A 20,790-nucleotide genomic window follows, 5' to 3' on the forward strand; every position below is an offset into this window, starting at 1 on the left:
AAAAAATAATACATCTTCAAGCATGCCGCGTTAATTTTTAAGCCATTTCGCCTCTTAAAGATGTTTCAAATATAGTTTTAAATACTTTGTTGGATAAATCTTTTGCCAATAAATACATCATTTTCCCAACGGCGGCCTCTGTTGTTATGTCTTTTCCCGATATGACTCCTATCTTTTTAAGCTCCATACTGGTCTCATATTGTCCCATAGCCACACTCCCCGCAATGCATTGGGTAACATTTACAACTCTAAGTCCCAAAGCAATTTTTTCTGCCAGAATATCTAAAAACCATTTATCATTAGGTGCGTTCCCGCTACCAAAAGTTTCAAGGATAACCCCCTTCAGATTCTTTTTGGAAAGTATATACTCCACCGTGCTTTCGCTTATACCTGGAAATATCTTAAGGATCAGGATATTATCATCAAGCTTTCTATGAAGTTTAGTTTCCTGCTTTCGGTTTGGCCTCCATAGAACATCTTCATTTACTGAAAGATAAACGCCAGATTCGGCTAATGGCGTATAATTTGGGGAAGCAAAAGCCTGAAAATGCTCAGCATTTATCTTGGTTGTACGATTGGCCCGATACAACTTGTATTCAAAATAAAGACCTACTTCCGAAATTACCGGCTCTCCGTTTTTCTGAAGTCCTGCAATTTGTATACTTGTTATTAAATTCTCCTTTGCATCTGTCCTTAAATCACCAATTGGTAATTGTGAGCCCGTAAAGATAATTGGTTTATGGAGGTTTTCAAACATAAAACTAAGGGCAGAAGCTGTGTAAGACATCGTATCGCTACCGTGAAGAATAACAAAGCCATCATGTTTTTCATAGTTCTCCTCTACAGTTTCTGCTATCTGAAGCCAGCCATCCGGATTCATATTGGAAGAATCTACAGGGTCTCTAAAGCTAAGGGTCTCAATTTCATGCTCCAGAAGCTTTAATTCCGGAATATTTTGCAATAATTCATTAAAATTGAAGGCTTTAAGGGCGCCAGTATCATAATCTTTTATCATGCCAATGGTCCCCCCGGTATAAACCAGCAGAATTTTAGCTCTTGCTTTCATACAGGCCTTCTTTGTTTACTACAGGATTGGCATACATAAGAAGATAGCTGTTTACTTCCAGGGCATTTTTTAAATCTACCCTGCGCATAAGCCTTCTTTCAAATTGCCTTTTTTGTTTATCTGAATATTTCGAGGCGTATTTCTCATGATTGTTCAGCAAATCGTAAGCGATATAATTTGCAGGCCACAACATATAATTCTCATAGATTTTCTGGTCAATTTTCTCTGCCACCACTTTTAACTGGTCATTTACAGAAATTTGCTGAGCTTCAATATCTGAGAAAATTTTGTCTTCCATTAATCCGCAGGCACTAATATGTATCCTCCCCTTCTGGCCCAACGCACCCTGCATTATTGAATTAAAATCTTCGTTGGCGCTCTTTACATAGGTTTCCTTCATCCTTTTTGCCATAATTTCAGGCATTTTCAAAATATCTGTGGGATCAAATTCATAGGAAATAGCAACCGGAACGATTTTTAGTTTTGAAAAATATTCGCAAAGGCTCAAATCTTTCTTTCCCATAGCAATCATTTTCAAAACCCCCTGCTGTGTATGGTCACTGCCATCTTTTGTCCTGCCTTCCCGCTGTGCCATCCAAACCGAGCGTTTATCCTGAAATAGCAGCTTTCTTATATATTCTGAAAGCTTCAGGGAACTTTTGAGCATTTCCCGGGGACCAAGCCCCCTAAGAACAAGAAAATTCCGGTTAAGCTTCGACAGCGCCAGAAGAAAAGGTTTTTTCACCAGATTATCACCAATAGCAGAAGCCGTCATGACCAGGTTATGATCGTAAAGGGTATAATTAAGCAACGAAGTATCCAGGATTATATCCCTGTGATTAGAGATAAAAAAATAAGATTGATCTTCCTCGAGACTATCAAAACCGCTGTAAGTAAGCCCTTCGGTGCTCTTTTCCAGAACCATATCTACCGAATGGTAAATGACCCTGGTCTGAAAATCCCGGATGGACCGGCACTGTATGACCAATTCCTCAATTTCAGAAAACTCCTTTTCCGGGAAAGTGAACTGAAGCAAAGCCTTTACCATTGGATGCTTTACATATTGTCGCAAGGCCTCCTCCACTTCCTCATCTTTATAAAACCTTATATCTTCAAAATCTTGCACGAATTTTCATCTTAGCATGCCCTTTGGGCATTTTATTAAACCAAATGCCTTTACACGGCAATATAAGCAAACAATGTTAATGGCTTATAAAGGCAAATAAACAAAATATAAAACAGGAAAATATTACCGCCCAAAAATTACTTTAGAATTAGCAGTGGTTATTTCCGCAACTTCTTTGTATTCAAGGTTATAAATTTCAGCAATTTTTGTAGCAATTTTCGTAATAAAGACCGGTTCATTTCTTTTCCCGCGGAAGGGAGCCGGAGCAAGGTACGGAGCATCTGTTTCCAGCACAATTTCCTGAAGGGGAATCTGATTTAAAAATTTATCGATCTTTCCGTTTTTAAAGGTCACCACACCTCCAATTCCCAGCTTCATATTATAAGACAGCGCCTTTTGCGCCTGCTCTAAACTTCCTGTAAAGCAATGGAAAATTCCGAAGAGATCTTCTCCTTTTTCACTCTCCAGAACCTCAAAAACCTCATCGAATGCATCCCGGCAGTGAATAACGATTGGCAACTTGTATTTTTTTGCCAACTGAATTTGCTTTTTGAAAGCCTCCTGCTGAATTTCCAAAGTACCTTTATCCCAGTGCAGATCTATGCCAATTTCTCCTACCGCATAAAATTTTCTCCTTTTAAACTGCGCTTCAACATGAGCGAGTTCCTGCTTGAAATTTTCCTTTACATGCGTAGGATGCAGCCCCATCATTAAAAAAATATTTTCAGGATAAGCTGCCTCAAGATCATACATCGCTCTGGTGTACTCAGAATCTATAGCCGGAATAAAAAATCTTTTAATACCTGAATCTATTGCTGCGGAAATTATCTTTTCCCTGTCCTCATCAAAAGCTTCGCTGTATAAATGTGTATGGGTGTCGGTTAAAATCATAAATGCAAAAATAATTTATTTTGAAGACCTATCTTTGCTAAAAAAGAAAGAATGTCAACTTTAAAGAAATTGCTTGAAAAGAAAGGGTACCATCGTATAAAGTTCAAATACACCAAAACCAATCATATAGAAATAGTTGCTAAAATAAATAACATTGAAGGCAATTTTATTCTCGATACAGGAGCCTCAAGCACCTGCGTGGGAATGGAAGCAGTAAAACATTTTAAATTAATTGCTGAAGATAGCGATGTAAAAGCGGCCGGAGCAGGAGCTACAAATATGCTCACGCAAATTGCCCAGAAAAACAGGATAGAAATTAAGGGATGGAAAAAAAAGAAGGTGGACCTGGTGCTTTTTGATCTAAGACATGTTAACGAAGCTCTTTTAAATCATGACGCAGAAAAAGTACATGGTATTATAGGGGCAGATCTTTTGAAAAAGGGAAAAGCTGTTATAGACTACGGTAAAAAAGTTCTTTATCTCAAATAGACGTTTCTTTGAAAAAGGGGGATTTTCCCCTTTTTAGCGAAGCAATAAAAATCTTACCTTACATAATAATTAAGTTCAGATATAATTCTTGTATTATCAAAAGCAGAATTCTCACATCGACTTTATTTACAATCTTATTGATTGCCATAGTCGCTGTGCTTTTTTTAAACTTAGTTAATTTATTCTTCTTATTTTAATACGGCCTTAACGCAATAAAAAAAGAGGCCGCATTTTTTACAAATACGGCCTCTTTACCTTTCTGAACTTTTATAAATCTATAGTTCCAAAGCCCGTTTTACATCATTATCCATTAACAATTCCTCCGGGTTCTCCAATGCCTCTTTAACAGCAACGAGAAAACTTACAGATTCTTTCCCATCAATAATTCTGTGATCATAAGACAGAGCAACATACATAATTGGACGTATTTCTACATGGCCATCTATAGCTACAGGGCGCTCCACGATATTGTGCATTCCCAATATTGCGCTTTGCGGAGGATTAATAATTGGAGTAGAAAGCATAGATCCAAAGACTCCACCATTGGTAATAGTAAAGGTGCCCCCGGTCATTTCATCTACAGTAATATTACCATCCCTGGCTTTTAATGCCAGCCTTTTCACTTCAGCCTCCACACCTCTAAAACTCAAGTTTTCGGCATTGCGCATTACAGGCACCATCAAACCTTTAGGTCCCGAAACCGCTATACTGATATCTTTATAATCATATTTTACCTGGAAATCTCCATCTATCATAGAATTCACATCAGGAAATAAATCCAGAGCACGTGTAACGGCAAGCGTGAAGAAAGACATAAATCCTAAACTCACTCCGTGCTTATCTTTAAATTCTTCTTTATACTTTTTACGAAGCGCAAAAATCGGAGACATATCCACTTCATTAAAAGTAGTGAGCATAGCTGTTTCCGTTTTAGCACTAACCAGTCTTTGCGCTACTTTTCGCCGTAACATAGACATCTTCTTGCGTGATTCACCCCTATTCCCAGTTCCCGGGGTTCCCATAGAAGCTTTAGCCTCTACAGCATCTTCTTTTGTTATTCTTCCGTCTCTGCCAGAACCTTTCACAGACTTCGAATCAATCCCCTTTTCGTCCAGGATCTTTTTGGCCGCAGGAGAAGGGCTTCCGCTTGCATAACTATCCTGCTTTTGAGAAGGCGTACTGGATTTTGAAGGTTGTTCTGTTTTAGCCGCAGCCTTATCAGAATCTGATTCCTGAGAATTTAATTCCTTTTCACTTCCGGAGCTGGCATCCTGGCTTTCTTCTTCCTGTTCTTTCGCTTCTTTTTCTTCCCCGCCAGGTTTTTCTGCTTCTGTATCAATTATACAAACAACTTCACCTACAGCAACAGCATCACCTTCTTCGGCTTTTAGAGTAATGATTCCGCTGGCTTCTGCAGGAAGCTCAAGAGTAGCTTTATCACTATCTACTTCAGCAATTGCCTGATCTTTTTCTACATAATCTCCGTCTTCCACTAACCATTGAGCTATTTCAACTTCGGTGATGGATTCCCCCGGAGAAGGAACTTTCATTTCTAAGGCCATGATCTTAATTTTTATTTTTGGTTTCTGCCGAAACAGAAAATTTTCTTATTTATTAAATAGATTCTCCTAATGATTTATCAAAAACGCCGGCGATCACCCTTTCATGACGCTTTTTAAAGCGCACAGAACTTCCTGCTGCAGGTGATCCATAGAATTTCCGGCTGCAAATCCTCATGTTCCTGGCTTCATCAAAATGCAGTAATAAATGTCCATAAGCCCCCATATTCCTTGGTTCTTCCTGAGCCCATACAAGATCATCTGCATTACTGTATTTTTTGATCGTCTCCTTCATTTTTTGAACAGGTAACGGGAACAATTGCTCTACCCGCACCAGGGCAACATCGTCCCTCTCATTTTCTTCCCGATGCTCGAGAAGGTCATAATAAAATTTACCGGTACAGAATACCAGTGATTTTACCTTTTTCGCATCAGCATTATCTTCATCTATAAGAGGCTGAAAACTTCCGTTTGCAAATTCCTCTTTAGTGGAAATCACTTTTGGATGCCTAAGAAGGCTTTTGGGTGTAAAAACAATAAGAGGTTTTCTAAATCCAGCCTTCATCTGCCTTCTTAACAGGTGGAACATATTTGCCGGTGTGGTAATATCTGCCACGTACATATTATCTTTTGCACAAAGCTGAAGGAAACGCTCCATTCTACCGGAAGAGTGTTCTGCACCCTGCCCTTCATATCCATGAGGCAGGAACATTACCAAACCATTCTGAAGCTTCCATTTATCCTCGGCTGCAGAAATGTACTGGTCAATCAAGATCTGTGCTCCATTTACAAAATCACCAAATTGTGCTTCCCAGATGGTAAGTGTTTGCGGACTTGCCATTGCATATCCATAATCAAAACCTACCACTCCATATTCAGATAACGGAGAGTTATAAATAAAAAATTCCCCTTCCCTTCCTTCAATATTGTTATGCAGGATTATTTCTTCCTCACTGTCTTCCACCTTTACAACCGCGTGACGGTGCGAGAAAGTCCCCCGCTCGCTATCCTGGCCGCTAATACGTATATGATAACCTTCAGTCATTAGGGCACCGTAAGCAAGATGCTCTGCCATAGACCAATCCAGTTTATTGGTTTCGAAGTACATCTTATGACGCAGTTTTACAAGCTTATCAATTTTACGAAGGAATTTTTTCCCTTCCGGTAATTTAGAAACTGCTTCTGCAACCTTGTCCAGTTTTCCCAATTCAAAGGTGGTATCCACCTCCTCCATCATCTTATCTTCCTGTGCATTTTCAAATCCTTCCCATTCGTCCTGCATGAATGGAGTTATTTTAGTCTTATCTTCTTTTCTTGAATCTTCCAGGTTCTCTTCCAGCTTAGCCTTGTACTCTTCTTCAAGTTTCTTTAAGAAACCATCATCTATCACACCTTCTTTCTTAAGTTTTTTCGCATAGAGATCTCTGGTATTCTCCTGTTTTGCTATGGCTTTATAAAGTTTTGGCTGGGTAAACCTTGGTTCATCCCCCTCGTTATGGCCGTACTTCCGATATCCTAAAAGATCAATAAACACATCCCTGTGGAATTTCATCCTGAATTCCAGCGCAAATAATATAGCGTGAACAACAGCCTCGGCATCATCTGCGTTAACGTGTAAAACCGGAGATAAAGTCACTTTTGCAACATCTGTACAATAAGTAGAAGATCTGGCATCAAGATAATTGGTTGTAAAACCAATCTGGTTATTCACCACGATATGAATGGTCCCTCCATTCTCGTAGCCTTCCAACTGTGCCATTTGCACAACTTCGTATACAACACCCTGCCCTGCTATTGCAGCATCACCATGTACCAGAATAGGTAAGACCTTAGAACTATCCCCATTGTAACGACGATCTTTTTTTGCCCTGGCAATACCTTCTACCACAGGTCCTACAGTTTCCAGGTGGGAAGGATTGGGTGCGATATTAATATTTATATCATTGCCATTATCTGTTGTACGGCATGAGGTCCACCCCAGGTGATATTTTACATCCCCATCAAAAATGTCCTGCTCATAATCTTTTCCATCAAATTCGCTAAAGATGTCCTTGGCACTTTTTCCAAAGATATTTGTAAGCGTATTAAGACGTCCACGATGGGCCATCCCCATTACAAAGTCCTTAATTCCAAGCTCGGCTGCTTTTTCTATTAAAGCATCCAGTGCCGGAATTAAACTCTCTCCTCCTTCGAGAGAAAAACGTTTTTGTCCTACATATTTTGTATGCAAAAAACTTTCGAAAGAGACAGCCTCATTTAACTTCCTGAGGATTTGTTTCTTTTGACCGGCATTGAACTGCGGGTGATTCTCGTTGACATTTAGTTTATTCTGGATCCATTGGATTTCCTCCGGTTTCCTAATAAACATATACTCAACCCCAATAGATTCACAATAAATCTTTTCAAGGTGTGCAATTATCTCCTTAAGTGTCTTAGGCCCAATACCCAAGACTTCACCTGCGCTAAAGGTGATATTCATATCTTCCTTAGAAAGACCGAAATTTTCAATATCTAAAGTTGGGCGGTACTTCCTTCTTTCCCTTACCGGGTTTGTTTTCGTAAACAAATGTCCTCTCGTCCTGTACCCGTCAATTAACCGAATTACCTGAAATTCCTTTACTACATGCTCCGGTATCTCTCCTTCTTCAAAATTTGCAGGAGCAGATTCCAGAACCTCTCCGGAAACACCATCCTGTTGCATCCCAAAATCAAAACCCTGAAAAAAAGCCCTCCAACTGGGCTCTACTCTATCAGGATATTGTAAATACTGGTCATAAAGTTCTGCGAAATATGCGGTATGCGCGGCATTTAGAAATGAAAATCTATCCATAATTTGAAACCAATGTTTCTTTTTAAGTGTAACAACAAAAATACAATTTTTAAAAAAAACACCTTAGCGTATCCTATTTTTTTATCCTACGTATTCCAATAATTTAACATAGAGACCGCCAAACCCCTATAAAAAAAGTTGTAATTACAATATTTAAATCAAGAAAAGTAAGATCACACCTGTCTTTCCATTAAAGACTCACCAAATTTTCTTAAAGGCTCTTTTTTTTCTTCGGAAATATTTATCTCTTCAAGAATAGTGAATGCCTGTTGTGTGTATTTTTCAATTTCCTGCCTCGTCTGTTCAGCAGCACCGCTTGACTGAAAAATATTTTTTACCGCCTCTATTTTTTCCGAATTTTCTCCGGGATTGATGGAGTAGAGATGCACCAACTGTTGCGCTTCACTTCTACCTGAAGATTCCAAAGCCTTTAAATAGAGGAAGGTTTTCTTATTTTCTATAATATCTCCTCCAGGTTGTTTGCCAAAGGTTTCAGGATCCCCAAAGGCATCAAGGTAATCATCCTGCAATTGAAAAGCAATCCCAAGATAGCGCCCGTACTGGTAAATAGCCTCTTTACATTCCGGACTCTCTTCAGCAACTATGGCACCCATCTGCAAAGAAGCTCCTATAAGGACAGCCGTTTTGTATTCTATCATTTTAATGTACTCTTCTATACTTACATCCTCCCTGGTTTCAAAATCGATATCGTATTGCTGACCTTCACAAACCTGGGTCGCTGTTTTTGAAAAAAGTTGCGCAAGCTCCTTAAAGATGTTACCCTCGTAAGTTTCAAAAAGTTGATATGCATTTATGAGCATGGCATCACCAGAAAGTATACCGGTGTTAATCCCCCATTTTTCATGCACCGTTAATTTTCCCCGCCTAATGGGCGCATCATCCATTATATCGTCATGAACCAAAGAAAAATTATGAAAAATTTCAATAGCAAGAGCTGCATCCAGTGCTTTACGGTAATCTGTATTAAAAATCTCTGTCGCCATGAGAAGGAGAACCGGCCTGAGACGCTTGCCTCCCTGGGAAAGAATATACACCATAGGTTCGTATAAATTCCTTGGCTCCCTCACTTTAATTTGGGACTCGAGATATTCTGAAAATACCTCCCGGTATTGAGCAATAGATAGCATAAAATTTAATTTTCAGCTAAAATACCATAATTGAAGATAAATCAAATTTAGCACCAATGTTAAATAAAAGTAAACCACGGAAACTTAATTTGTTTTTAAAGTTTCCCGGTGTTACTTTTGCGCCCGAAAATACTTAGGCTTTGAGAGAGAAGATTTTAAGAACGGCGGCAGATATGTTTCTGAATTATGGCTTTAAAAGTGTTACTATGGATGATATTGCTGAAAAAATTGGCATCTCCAAAAAAACCATTTATGCCAATTTCACCACGAAAAATAAACTTATTCATGCCACCAGCAACTATATTTTTGATAAGATTTATGGTGGTATAGAGAAAATAAGAGATAAGGAACAGAATCCCATAGTAGAGAATTTCGAGATCAAACGATTTGTTATGTCCCATCTAAAAGATGAAAAAACAACACCACATTATCAGCTTCAAAAGTATTATCCAAACATTTTTAATTCTTTGAAGAACCGTCAATTTGAATTGTTACAAGATTGTGTGGTCTCTAACCTGAACCGCGGAATGGAAACCGGGTATTATCGCAAAGATCTGCCACTGGCATTTATAAGCAGAATTCATTTTATAGGCATGATGGGGATTAAAGACAAAGAACTATTCCCCGTGAAAGAATATAGCCAAACCCAACTCATGGAATACTTTCTTGAATATCATCTACGCGCTATTTGCACCAATAAAGGTTTGAAAACTCTTGAAGAAATAATTAAAAATGAATAAAAAGATAATCCAAATTTTCCTGTTGCTTTTCTGCAGCAATTCGTTCCTGAATGCCCAGGAACAGGATAGTTTAACCGAATATAATTTCACTTTACAGGAGGCTGTGGAATACGGCCTGGAAAATGCCTACCGCTCTATAATCGCGCAGAAGGAAATAGAGAAAACCCTAAAGCAAAAATGGGAAATTATCTCTGAAGGTCTTCCACAAATTAGCGGGGAAGCGAACTACACCTATAACCTGGTGCAACCAGTTACCCTGATTCCTGCAGAGCTCTCGGGAGGGGCACCAGGCACTTTTGTACCCGTAACCTTTGGAACCGAACAAAACATGGCGGCCAATGCGACCTGGAACCAGTTGCTATTTGACGGCTCTTATATTGTGGGGATACAGTCTGCCAAAACCCTGCTTCAAATTTCAGAGAACCAGAAGGTAAAAACAGACCTGGAGGTAAAAAAAGCAATTACCGATGCTTATGGTAATGTTTTACTGGCACGCCAAAGCACCACCATTGCAAGAAAAAATGTAGAGACCATAGAACAGAATTTAAGTGAAACCAGGATCATTTATGAAAATGGCCTTAGCGAACTGGAAGATGTGGAACAGCTGGAGATTACCCTGCTAAACCAACGCTCTAATCTAAACAACTCCATAAGGATGCTGGAAATTGCTTACGACATGTTAAAGCTTAGTATGGGAATTCCTATAGAAGACAAAATTTATGCCTCAGATAACCTGGAAAAAGTTAGCGAGGATAATTTTCCTCTACTGGTAATCTCTGAAAATTATAATATAGAAAACAATATTGATTATAGAATCGCTGAAGACCAGACCAATCTGGCCGAAGTTGAAGTGAAGTTAGAGAAAAGCAAAGCCCTGCCTACGTTAACAGCCTTTGTTAATTATGGGGTACAGGGTTATAGTGATGCCTTTACTTTCTTTAATGACAACCAGACCTATTTTGACCAGTCGATTCTAGGAGTAAATTTAAGCGTCCCTATCTTTAGCAGTGGTAAACGAAGTGCTCGCACCGCTCAAAAAGAGATCGCCCTGGAACAAGCCCAATTAGAAAAAGAGCAGACAAGAAATGAGGTGAAAATGGAAATAGAGAGGGCCAGGAATGAATACATCTATGCTATTGAAGATCATCAGAATAAAGAACAGGCATTGGAGCTGGCAGAACGTATTGAAAACAAGAACGAAATTAAATTTTTTGAAGGCCTTGCCACCAGTTTTGAACTTAGCGAGGCAAGGCAGCAATTATTCCAGTCCCAACAGCAGTATTTGCAATCTATGCTGGATCTTTTAACCGCAAAGACCGACCTGGAAACATTACTTGACACCACACGATACGAAGAAATTCAAAATAATTAAGAAAAAGCAATTCACAACTCCATGAAAAAGATTTCAGTAATATTGAGCCTTATCCTTCTGCTAACCTCTTGTGGTGGCGAAGAGAAATCTGTAGATGAACTTATAGAGAATGGCAATCTTGCAGCCATAAAACAAAAACGTCAGGAATTAAACGAAGAGCAAAAAGAACTTCGGGAAAAATTGGACAAATTAAATAAGTACGTAGATAATCAAGCAGAAAAAACCCTACCACAGCTAGTTACGGTTCAAAAGTTGAATGATACGCTTTTCAAACATTATATCCAAGTTCAGGGGGATATCGAAACCGATCAAAACATCATTATTTTTCCAGAATACTCCGGTGTTTTAACTGATGTGTATGTTAAAGAAGGCGACCGAGTTCAAAAAGGACAATTATTGGCAAAGATTGAAGATGCAGGACTTTCAAATCAATTAGCGCAACAACAAACCCAGGCAAGACTTGCGGAAACCACTTTTGAGCGCCGCAAAAACCTTTGGGAGCAGAAAATAGGTTCAGAAATTCAATTTTTGGAAGCTCAAGCAAATTACGAGGCAGCAGTTGAAGCGGCTAATCAAACCCAAAAACAGCTGGCAAAAACCGAGCTAAGAGCTCCTTTTGCCGGAGAAATTGATAATATCATTGCCGAAGAAGGTCAGGTGGTAAACCAGGGACAGACCGAGGTGATGCGCCTGGTGGATCTTAGTGACATGTATGTAAGGGCCGCCATACCCGAGAATTATCTTTCCAGTATAGAAAAAGGCTCGAAAGTAATTGTAAATATTTCTGCAATTGGGGAGCAGTACAAAGGCGTCATCAGGCAGGTGGGGAATTATATAAATCCAGATAATCGCAAATACGATGTGGAGATTGCCATCCCAAATAAGGACCGCAAGATAAAACCAAACCTTATTGCAGATGTACAGATAAACAATTACACCAATCAGGACGCCATATTGATCCCGGAAACCATACTTCAGGAAAATGCAGAAGGAGAGGCCATTGCTTTTATTTACGAACCGGAATCTGATTCCACAGGAGTTGCAAAAAAGGTTAAACTTGAATTAGGCCTTAATTATCAAAATCATATAGAAGTAAAAAGTGGGCTTAAAGATGGTGATGTAATCGTTATTGAAGGTTCAAAAAACATTCGTGATGGGCAGCGTATTGCCAAAACTAATCTAGAATAAGATATCTCAAGATGAGCAAAAATCCATATAAAGAATTTAAACTTTCCTCATTTGCCATAGACAATAGGATGATTGTCTACGTGATTATTACAATTATTATGGCGCTTGGGGTCTATGCTTACTATACGATGCCCAGGGAAGCTTTCCCCGAAATTGTAGAAACCAAAATCTATGTCAGCTCTGTAAATCCCGGAAACTCGGCAGAAGATGTGGAGAAATTTATTACCGAGCCTCTTGAAGAAGAATTCAATAATGTGGGCGGGGTAAGGGAAATTACCTCTACTACGCTCCAGGATTATTCGATGGTTATTGTTGAATTTGAGGAAACTGTAGAAATTCCCACGGCCAAACAGCGTATTAAAGATAAGGTGGATCAGGTTAAAGCAGAAACTACCTGGCCTACACTGGATAATGGTGCAAAGGTAGAACCTAATGTGTTTGATCTAAACCTTTCTGAAGAACAACCTATTTTGAATATTAATCTAACTGGAGATTATCCCACACAACAATTAAAGGATTATGCAGAGCATCTTCAGGATAAGATAGAACTATTAGCCCCCATTAAAGAAGCTCCCATTCGTGGCGCCGAAGAGATGGAGGTTGAAATTGCTGTGGATATTTACAAAATGTCAGCCTCAAAAGTCAGTTTTCAGGATATTATAAACGCCGTAAGTACAGAAAACAATACGATCTCTGCCGGAAATGTGATTAGTGGTGGTTCCCAGAAGAATATCAGGATTCTTGGTGAACTTGAAAATCCGCAGGAACTCGGAACGGTAGTGGTAAAGACCGATGGTGGAGATGTCTATCTCGAGGATATAGCAACAATTAGGTTTAAAGAAGTAGATCCTACCTCGTACGCACGGGAATATGGGAAACCTGTTGTGATGCTGGACATAAAAAAACGTGCGGGAAGAAACATGATCGAAGCGGTTCAACAAATCAAGGAACTGGTGAGAGAGGAAGAAAAAGTTTTACCCGATGGTCTAAATATTACCTTCACTAACGACCAATCTATAAAAACCGAGAACCAGGTTAACGACCTGGTGAATAACATCATCTTCGGAGTAATTCTGGTTGTGGTGGTGCTTATGTTCTTTCTAGGCTTTAGAAACTCACTTTTTGTAGGTTTTGCGATCCCCCTTTCCATGTTAATGTCATTATTTATTCTATCATCCCTGGGTTACACCTTGAATACGATGGTGCTTTTTGGACTTGTGATGGGATTGGGAATGCTGGTAGATAATGGTATTGTGGTAGTAGAAAACGTCTATTCCCTCATGGACCAGGGAATGCCTAGAATTAAAGCTGCAAAACAAGGTATGGGAGAGATCGCCTGGCCCATTATTGCCTCAACAGCAACTACCCTTGCCGCCTTTTTCCCATTGGGACTCTGGCCGGGTTTAATAGGGAAATTCATGATTATTTTCCCAATCACACTTTCCATCGTATTAGGTTCTTCCCTGTTTGTAGCGCTTATCATTAACTCAATGCTTACTTCGAGATATATGAAGACAGAAGAAGAGTCTTTAACCAAAAAGAAACTCATTCGTTGGAGCTTAATCCTTGGCGGAGTGGGGGTCTTACTTCTTACAGCAGGATTCATTCTGGATATAGGTGCATTACGTGGTTTTGGTAACTTAAGTATCCTTACAGCACTCCTTTTATGGCTTTATAAATATGTACTTTCTGGGGCTGTAAAATATTTTCAGTACAAATCATTGAAAAAACTGGACAACTTCTATGAACGGTTTCTAAAGTATGCACTTGGAGGTAAGAAAGCTTATGTGTTCTTCTTTGGAACCATCGTAATGTTAATCCTTTCATTCATTCTGGTAGGTATCGCACAGCCAAAAGTGCTGTTCTTTCCCGAAAATGAGCCAAACCAGATCATGACCTATATCGAATACCCGGAAGGCACCGCTATTCAGAAAACTAATGAACTTACCAAGAAAATTGAAGAGCGCATATTTGGGGTTATCGAAAAGTACGAAGATGAAGACGGCTTTAACTACATGGTAAAGTCTGCGATCTCTATTGTTGGTGAGGGTGCTGGAAACCCACAGACAGATATGGGACAAAGTAACGAAATGCCTCATAAAGGAAAGGTCACTTTATCTATGCGGGAATTCCAGTACCGCCGAGGGGTGGAAAGCAGTAAAGTACTATCAGAAATTCGTGACACCGTACAGGGATTTCCGGGAGCAACCGTTATTGTGGAAAAGGATGCCGCAGGTCCTCCTACAGGCTACCCTATAAATATAGAATTGCGGGGGGACGATTATGAGGAGATGCTAAGAGAAGCAGAACAAATGAGAATTTATATAGAAGATTTGGGTATAGCGGGAATCGAGGAACTAAAGATAGATGTAAACAAATCCAAAACTGAGCTCGCCATAGATGTAGATCGTAAGAAGGCAGGACAATTGGGAGTTTCCAGTGCAAGCGTGGGACAAACACTTAGACGGGCAATATATGGAGAAGAAATCACCACTTACAAGGAAGACGACGAAGATTATCCTGTTAATGTGAGGCTGAGCGATGAGTACAGATACGATGAGAATGTGCTTTTTAACATGCCCATGACCTTCAGAAATAATCAGGGACAAATTATACAGGTGCCTATTTCCACAGTTATTGATAAGAAAAACACCTCCTCCTTCAGCTCTATAAAAAGAAAAGATCTTAAGCGGGTCATAACCCTGTATTCCAATGTGTTGAGCGGATACAATGCTACCGAAATTGTAAATACTCTGAAGAGTGAACTAGAAAACTATAATCTTCCGCAGAATATTGAGTATTCTTTTACCGGAGAACAGGAAGAGCAGTCAGAAAATATGAATTTCCTGCTGATGGCCTTATTCTATGCCATGGGAGGAATTCTTCTTATTTTGGTAGGCCAGTTTAATTCCCTGTCCAAACCTATAATTATTTTAATGGCTATTATCCTATCATTAGTAGGAGTATTTCTTGGCCTGGTTATATTTAGTATGGATTTTGTGGTGATCATGACCATGATGGGAATTATATCATTGGCAGGAATTGTGGTTAACAATGCGATTGTACTTATAGATTACACACAAATACTCATAGACCGGAAGAAGCACGAGCTGGAAATGGATGATGAAGATCTGCTTACCAGGCAGCAATATTTTGAGCTTATTGTAGCGAGTGGTAAATCCAGGTTAAGGCCGGTGGTCCTTACTGCGATTACAACCGTACTAGGACTTATCCCCTTGGCAGTTGGGTTAAACATAGACTTTTTTGGACTGTTTGTAGATTACGATGCCGGTATCTATATTGGTGGGGACAACGTGATTTTTTGGGGACCCCTGGCATGGACGGTGATCTTTGGTCTTGTTTTCGCAACCTTCCTTACCTTGGTAGTGGTACCGGTAATGTTCTATTTAGTGAACAGAGCAAAGATCAGGTTTAGGGATAAAAAAGCAGCCAGAGAACAAAAAAAACAAATGGCAAATGCCTAAAAATAAATTTCTCCGGTGTAAGCCCAATGAGTTTCTAGTAGAATACGTTTTCAACCTTTAAAACATTTACTAGCGAGGCAAGTCTTCGGGGCATTCACCCCCCGATACAATAAAAAAGAAAACCCCGAAGCAATTAGCTCCGGGGTTTTTTATATTCTGTAATTTAGAAAAACTAATCGCTGCTCACCAGGCCGCTTTCATTTTTCCAGCTATTTACTGAAGCGATTTTGCTATCTTCATAATCTACTTCCGTTAAATTGTCATCAGTCCAAAAAAACCATTTACCAGCTTTTTGACCCGTTTCGTACTGGCCGATCGCTGTCTTTTCACCTTCTTTATTGTAAGAAACCCACTCCCCGTGGAGTTTTCCGTCCTTGTACGTACCTTCCTGTCTAATATTTCCATCTTCATAGTAAAACGTCCCTTTAATTAATTCTCCCTGTTTTTCAAAAACAGGCTCCTTCTCTTGTGCCATAACAGCACCGCTAATGGCTAAAGCGCCTATTAGCATCATTTGTTTTATCTTCTTCATCACAGTTCTTTTTTAATGATTGCTTTACAAATATACAAGAAAGTTTACAATAAATCAATAACTACGTAACATTAAATTAACATTGCAGCTTTATATATTTGTTAACCAACTAGTTATATATTAAGAATAGAAGGATTATCACGTAAATACCTGGACTTTTATCTATTATTATTTACCTAAAAACGCGAATAACTTATTACTTTTGCCCCACTTTTAAATTTGAGGATATTATGTATAGAAGTCATACCTGCGGGGAAATAAGCTTAAAAGACAAAGGCCAGGAAGTTCAACTCTCTGGGTGGGTCCAGAAGATAAGGAACAAAGGCTTTATGGTTTGGGTTGATCTTCGCGATCGCTACGGTATTACCCAATTGATCTTTGATGAGGAACGTTCTTCTACAGATTTAATGGAAAGAGCAGGAAAACTGGGCCGTGAATTTGTGATCCAGGTAACGGGAGAAGTGATTGAAAGAGAATCGAAAAACCCGAATATCCCGACCGGAGAAATAGAAATTCTCGTATCACAATTAGAAATCCTCAATACTTCCCGTACCCCTCCTTTTACTATTGAAGAAGAAACAGACGGAGGTGAGGATTTAAGAATGAAATACCGTTATTTGGACATTCGCCGGAATCCGGTAAAGAATAAACTTGTTTTCCGCCACAAAGTGGGTATGCAGGTAAGAAATTATCTATCACAGGCAAGTTTTATTGAAGTCGAAACCCCTTACCTGATAAAATCCACTCCAGAAGGTGCACGTGATTTTGTGGTGCCCAGCAGAATGAATGAAGGTCAGTTCTACGCACTTCCCCAATCTCCGCAGACTTTTAAACAGCTGCTGATGGTAGGCGGAATGGATAAATACTTCCAGATCGTAAAATGTTTCCGCGATGAAGATTTGAGGGCAGACAGGCAACCGGAATTCACGCAGATAGATTGTGAAATGGCTTTTGTAGAGCAGGAAGACATTCTGAATATTTTTGAAGGACTAACACGGCATCTGCTCAAGGAAATAAATGGAGTCGATATTAGTGATTTTCCGAGGATGACTTATGCAGAAGCTATGGAAAAATATGGAAACGACAAACCCGACATCCGTTTTGGAATGGAATTCGCAAACCTTAACGAACAGGCAAAAAACAAAGGTTTCAACGTTTTCGACCAGCAGGAACTTGTAGTGGGAATTGCTGTTCCCGGCGCAGCCTCTTACACCCGCAAGGAAATTGACAAACTTATTGAATGGGTAAAGCGCCCACAAATAGGTGCAAACGGTCTTGTTTGGGTAAAATTTAACCAAGACGGCAGCTTAAAATCTTCTGTAGACAAATTTTATTCTTCTGAAGATCTTCAAGGCTGGGCAAAAGAGACCGGTGCAAAAGCAGGGGACCTTATCCTCGTGATGGCCGGTGACAAAGATAAAACAAGAACTCAGCTAAGTGCTCTAAGAATGCACCTGGGAAATGAACTGGGACTACGAAATCCTGAAGAATTTGCTCCGCTATGGGTGCTGGATTTTCCACTTTTGGAGTGGGACGAAGAAACCCAAAGGTATCACGCGATGCACCATCCTTTTACTTCGCCTAAAAAGGAAGATATTCCGTTGCTGGAAACAAATCCCGGGGAAGTGCGGGCAAATGCCTACGACCTGGTCTTAAACGGAAATGAAATTGGTGGCGGTTCAATCAGGATCCACGATAAAAAGACTCAGTCCAAAATGTTTGACTACCTTGGCTTTACAGAGGAAGAAGCAAAAGAGCAATTTGGATTTTTAATGGAAGCCTTTCAATATGGCGCACCTCCCCACGGCGGGATAGCCTTTGGCTTCGACAGGCTGGTGGCTATTTTAGGTGGTCAGGAAACCATCCGGGATTTTATCGCCTTTCCAAAAAACAATGCAGGTCGTGATGTGATGATAGATGCTCCTGCAAAACTGGACGAAGATCAACTAAACGAATTGCATCTTCAGGTGAAGTTATAAATTCTTCTGGTTTCTGCAGTAAGCGTAATTTTTGGTTCTAATTTAAAACAGAGTTTGCGTGGCAAATTTCAGCAAATCAGTTTTGCTCCGGTTTTTAAACTGGAAAAGCCGGCATCTTACTCATCAGCAATTCCTGATGTTTTTAAGTGCGATAATCGGTTTTATTGCGGGCCTTGGAGCGGTAGCTATTAAAAACCTGACGCATTTTATTCAGACGCTGCTCCAAGGCAAATTTATTGCAAATTATCATGATGCCTTTTACTTCATTTTTCCCATTATAGGCCTCTTCCTCACCTGGCTTATTATAAAATTTATTTTCCGAAGAAAAGTGGGACACGGGATCCCAACAACGCTTCACGCTATTTCACAGCGTAAAGGGATTATGCGAAGGTACCAGATGTACGCCTCTCTTATCACAGCTCCAATCACCGTTGGTTTTGGAGGTTCTGTTGGTCTGGAAGGTCCTACTGTAGCTACCGGCGCTTCTCTTGGCTCCAACATTTCCCGAATTTTCCTGCTCAACCAGGCTTCTCGTACGTTGCTAATTGGTTGTGCAGCGGCAGGAGCCATGTCTTCTATTTTTAAAGCACCAATTGCTGCTATAATTTTTGCTATTGAAGTTTTTAGCCTGGACCTCACGCTTGTGTCATTACTGCCTTTGCTCCTGGCCTCGGTTTCTGCAATATTAACTTCTTATTTCTTCTTCGGAAGCGAAATTATTCTTCCGTTCCAGTTGAAGGACAGTTTTATTATTTCAGAAGTCCCCTATTACATCCTGCTTGGAGTACTCGCTTCTCTATGCTCTATCTACTTTACAAAAACATATTTCAGTATTAACAAATTATTCGGCAGGATCCAGTCTCCTTTTTACCGCCTTACGTTAGCAGGTTTGGGCCTGGGGCTCCTTATTTATTTTATTCCTCCGCTGTATGGCGAAGGCTACAATGTAATAAACAATTTGCTGCAGGAGAATTATCTGGAGGCTCTGGGAACCAATTTTTTCAATGCTTATCTGGAAAATTTCTGGGTGGTAATCGTTTTACTGGCCGGGTTGGTAATCTTTAAGATTGTGGCATCTTCCCTCACCTTTAGCGCAGGAGGCGTTGGCGGAATTTTTGCGCCGGTGCTTTTTATGGGAAGTGCTATGGGACATTGTTTTGCACTGCTCATTAATCATTTAAAGATCAACAATCCAATTTCAGTGAGTAATTTCACCCTGGTAGGAATGGCCGGTTTAATGGCCGGTGTACTTCACGCTCCTTTAACGGCAATTTTTCTTATTGCAGAATTAACCCACGGTTACGAGTTATTTATACCGTTAATGATTACCGCTGCTATTTCTTTTATGATTACTTCGCAATTTCAGCCCCATTCTGTTTACACGCTGGAACTTGCTGCCCGGGGAGAACTTTTAACGCATAATAAAGATCAGACGGTTCTAACGCTTATGAACATCAACAGTGTAATTGAGAAAAATTTTATTCCCATTAAAATTAACCTGACTTTGGGCGATTTAATAAAAGAAGGAGTTATAAAATCAAACAGGAATATTTTTCCGGTCGTGGACAAAAAGGGTATATTCCTTGGTATTATCCTTCTGGACGATATAAGGCCTATAATGTTCGATCAAAAATTGTATGATGAAGTTAAGGTAAGCGATATCATGCAGCGGCCTCCGGAAATAATAGATTTGAGAACAGACAGGACTAAGGACATTATGAAGAAATTCCAGGATAGTGATGCGTGGAACCTTCCTGTCGTTAAAGATAAAAAGTACATAGGGTTTATATCGAAATCTAAACTACTTACTGCCTACCGCAAGAAATTGATTGAAGTAACAGTATAAATTATGAATACGATATTAAAGATTTTAGGCATTGCAATTCTCGTTGCCATTGGCGTTGGTTTCTATTTTAAAATGGAAGGCGACGACCCATTGGGTGATACTGTAATTGGAGTTGCCGTACTCACAAGCGCTTTTATTTTAATGCCTATCTTCCTCTATGTGAGATGGAAAGGAAAAAAGCTGGAAGACTATACGCTCTCTGATAAGAACATGAAAAAGATGCGGGAAAATAATCGTAAATAGAAAGTTAAATCTTAATTTTTTTCAAATTTATCAGAAAATCTTGAGGCCATGTCAAATATATTATACTAAGTTTGCACTTTAATAATATTTATTTTTTTATAATGGAAGGTACAGTAAAATTTTTCAATGAGTCCAAAGGTTATGGATTCATCACTAACGACGAAACCGGAAGAGACATCTTTGTTCACATTACAGGACTTGACGGCGAAACTCTTCAAGAGGGTGACAAAGTAGAGTACGAAGAAGTTGAAGGAAGAAAAGGAGTAAACGCAAGCAACGTACGCGTTATAGAATAA

Annotated in this window: 16 protein-coding genes; 9 read left to right on the forward strand and 7 right to left on the reverse strand. The window is 39.6% G+C overall.

Going from position 1 to position 20,790, the window contains the following annotated elements; genetic code table 11:
* Positions 1–37 precede the first annotated feature (37 nt).
* From RM529_RS00315 to RM529_RS00325, 3 genes are all read right to left on the reverse strand, one after another.
* Positions 38–1,066: an asparaginase gene (locus tag RM529_RS00315; protein ID WP_311482744.1), complete on the reverse strand. Its 1,029-nt coding sequence runs from the start codon at positions 1,064–1,066 to the stop codon at positions 38–40.
* A complete protein-coding gene (locus RM529_RS00320) occupies positions 1,050–2,192 on the reverse strand; it encodes a 1-acyl-sn-glycerol-3-phosphate acyltransferase (RefSeq protein WP_311482745.1) in 1,143 nt (380 codons plus the stop codon). The genes RM529_RS00315 and RM529_RS00320 overlap by 17 nt, the downstream gene beginning before the upstream one ends.
* A gap of 123 nt (positions 2,193–2,315) precedes the next feature.
* Positions 2,316–3,083, reverse strand: coding sequence for a TatD family hydrolase (locus tag RM529_RS00325; RefSeq protein WP_311482746.1), 768 nt, complete (start codon positions 3,081–3,083; stop codon positions 2,316–2,318).
* Positions 3,084–3,134: 51 nt separating this feature from the next.
* Here RM529_RS00325 and RM529_RS00330 point away from each other — a divergent pair, with 51 nt between their 5' ends.
* Entirely contained in the window at positions 3,135–3,572 is a 438-nt protein-coding gene (locus RM529_RS00330) for a retropepsin-like aspartic protease (protein WP_311482747.1), read from the forward strand.
* A 275-nt stretch (positions 3,573–3,847) separates the two neighbouring features.
* Here the strand turns inward: RM529_RS00330 and odhB are convergent, their stop codons facing one another.
* The 3 genes from odhB to RM529_RS00345 all read right to left on the reverse strand — a co-directional run bounded on the left by odhB (position 3,848) and on the right by RM529_RS00345 (position 9,109).
* Positions 3,848–5,134 carry a 2-oxoglutarate dehydrogenase complex dihydrolipoyllysine-residue succinyltransferase gene (odhB, locus tag RM529_RS00335; protein WP_311482748.1) on the reverse strand — a complete coding sequence of 429 codons (1,287 nt, stop codon included), beginning with the start codon at positions 5,132–5,134 and terminating at the stop codon, positions 3,848–3,850.
* Positions 5,135–5,186: 52 nt separating this feature from the next.
* Positions 5,187–7,961, reverse strand: a complete 2,775-nt coding sequence (locus RM529_RS00340; protein WP_311482749.1) for a 2-oxoglutarate dehydrogenase E1 component — start codon at positions 7,959–7,961, stop codon at positions 5,187–5,189.
* Between the two features lie 173 nt (positions 7,962–8,134).
* Positions 8,135–9,109, reverse strand: a complete 975-nt coding sequence (locus RM529_RS00345) for a polyprenyl synthetase family protein (protein ID WP_311482750.1) — start codon at positions 9,107–9,109, stop codon at positions 8,135–8,137.
* Positions 9,110–9,249: 140 nt separating this feature from the next.
* Here RM529_RS00345 and RM529_RS00350 point away from each other — a divergent pair, with 140 nt between their 5' ends.
* Genes RM529_RS00350 through RM529_RS00365 form a run of 4 tightly spaced genes read left to right on the forward strand, consistent with a single transcriptional unit; the run spans position 9,250 to position 15,894 of the window.
* Complete coding sequence (locus RM529_RS00350; protein WP_311482751.1) at positions 9,250–9,849, forward strand: TetR/AcrR family transcriptional regulator; 600 nt, start codon at positions 9,250–9,252, stop codon at positions 9,847–9,849.
* Positions 9,842–11,221: a TolC family protein gene (locus tag RM529_RS00355; protein ID WP_311482752.1), complete on the forward strand. Its 1,380-nt coding sequence runs from the start codon at positions 9,842–9,844 to the stop codon at positions 11,219–11,221. Before RM529_RS00350 ends, RM529_RS00355 begins: the two co-directional genes overlap by 8 nt.
* Before the next feature lie 21 nt (positions 11,222–11,242).
* On the forward strand, positions 11,243–12,409 hold the full coding sequence (locus RM529_RS00360; RefSeq protein WP_311482753.1) for an efflux RND transporter periplasmic adaptor subunit: 1,167 nt from the start codon (positions 11,243–11,245) through the stop codon (positions 12,407–12,409).
* Positions 12,410–12,420: 11 nt separating this feature from the next.
* Positions 12,421–15,894 carry an efflux RND transporter permease subunit gene (locus RM529_RS00365; RefSeq protein ID WP_311482754.1) on the forward strand — a complete coding sequence of 1,158 codons (3,474 nt, stop codon included), beginning with the start codon at positions 12,421–12,423 and terminating at the stop codon, positions 15,892–15,894.
* A gap of 172 nt (positions 15,895–16,066) precedes the next feature.
* Here the strand turns inward: RM529_RS00365 and RM529_RS00370 are convergent, their stop codons facing one another.
* The gene (locus RM529_RS00370; protein WP_311482755.1) at positions 16,067–16,426 is read right to left on the reverse strand and encodes a toxin-antitoxin system YwqK family antitoxin; all 360 of its coding nucleotides are present in this window, start codon (positions 16,424–16,426) and stop codon (positions 16,067–16,069) included.
* 230 nt (positions 16,427–16,656) lie between these two features.
* Here RM529_RS00370 and aspS point away from each other — a divergent pair, with 230 nt between their 5' ends.
* The 4 genes from aspS to RM529_RS00390 all read left to right on the forward strand — a co-directional run bounded on the left by aspS (position 16,657) and on the right by RM529_RS00390 (position 20,790).
* A complete protein-coding gene (gene aspS / locus RM529_RS00375) occupies positions 16,657–18,405 on the forward strand; it encodes an aspartate--tRNA ligase (RefSeq protein ID WP_311482756.1) in 1,749 nt (582 codons plus the stop codon).
* Between the two features lie 58 nt (positions 18,406–18,463).
* The gene (locus RM529_RS00380) at positions 18,464–20,251 is read left to right on the forward strand and encodes a chloride channel protein (protein WP_311482757.1); all 1,788 of its coding nucleotides are present in this window, start codon (positions 18,464–18,466) and stop codon (positions 20,249–20,251) included.
* 3 nt (positions 20,252–20,254) lie between these two features.
* On the forward strand, positions 20,255–20,494 hold the full coding sequence (locus RM529_RS00385; protein WP_311482758.1) for a hypothetical protein: 240 nt from the start codon (positions 20,255–20,257) through the stop codon (positions 20,492–20,494).
* Positions 20,495–20,595: 101 nt separating this feature from the next.
* Positions 20,596–20,790 carry a cold-shock protein gene (locus RM529_RS00390; RefSeq protein WP_311482759.1) on the forward strand — a complete coding sequence of 65 codons (195 nt, stop codon included), beginning with the start codon at positions 20,596–20,598 and terminating at the stop codon, positions 20,788–20,790.

This window comes from Autumnicola edwardsiae (assembly GCF_031846505.1).
GTDB lineage: Bacteria > Bacteroidota > Bacteroidia > Flavobacteriales > Flavobacteriaceae > Autumnicola > Autumnicola edwardsiae.

Excerpts from the sequence above, each read along its gene's own strand:
- aspS (WP_311482756.1), top strand. The coding sequence starts at position 16,657 with ATGTATAGAAGTCATACCTGCGGGGAAATAAGCTTAAAAGACAAAGGC.
- RM529_RS00370 (WP_311482755.1), bottom strand. The coding sequence starts at position 16,426 with ATGAAGAAGATAAAACAAATGATGCTAATAGGCGCTTTAGCCATTAGC.
- RM529_RS00355 (WP_311482752.1), top strand. The coding sequence starts at position 9,842 with ATGAATAAAAAGATAATCCAAATTTTCCTGTTGCTTTTCTGCAGCAAT.
- RM529_RS00315 (WP_311482744.1), bottom strand. The coding sequence starts at position 1,066 with ATGAAAGCAAGAGCTAAAATTCTGCTGGTTTATACCGGGGGGACCATT.
- RM529_RS00340 (WP_311482749.1), bottom strand. The coding sequence starts at position 7,961 with ATGGATAGATTTTCATTTCTAAATGCCGCGCATACCGCATATTTCGCA.
- RM529_RS00325 (WP_311482746.1), bottom strand. The coding sequence starts at position 3,083 with ATGATTTTAACCGACACCCATACACATTTATACAGCGAAGCTTTTGAT.
- RM529_RS00385 (WP_311482758.1), top strand. The coding sequence starts at position 20,255 with ATGAATACGATATTAAAGATTTTAGGCATTGCAATTCTCGTTGCCATT.
- RM529_RS00330 (WP_311482747.1), top strand. The coding sequence starts at position 3,135 with ATGTCAACTTTAAAGAAATTGCTTGAAAAGAAAGGGTACCATCGTATA.
- RM529_RS00365 (WP_311482754.1), top strand. The coding sequence starts at position 12,421 with ATGAGCAAAAATCCATATAAAGAATTTAAACTTTCCTCATTTGCCATA.
- RM529_RS00390 (WP_311482759.1), top strand. The coding sequence starts at position 20,596 with ATGGAAGGTACAGTAAAATTTTTCAATGAGTCCAAAGGTTATGGATTC.
- odhB (WP_311482748.1), bottom strand. The coding sequence starts at position 5,134 with ATGGCCTTAGAAATGAAAGTTCCTTCTCCGGGGGAATCCATCACCGAA.
- RM529_RS00345 (WP_311482750.1), bottom strand. The coding sequence starts at position 9,109 with ATGCTATCTATTGCTCAATACCGGGAGGTATTTTCAGAATATCTCGAG.
- RM529_RS00360 (WP_311482753.1), top strand. The coding sequence starts at position 11,243 with ATGAAAAAGATTTCAGTAATATTGAGCCTTATCCTTCTGCTAACCTCT.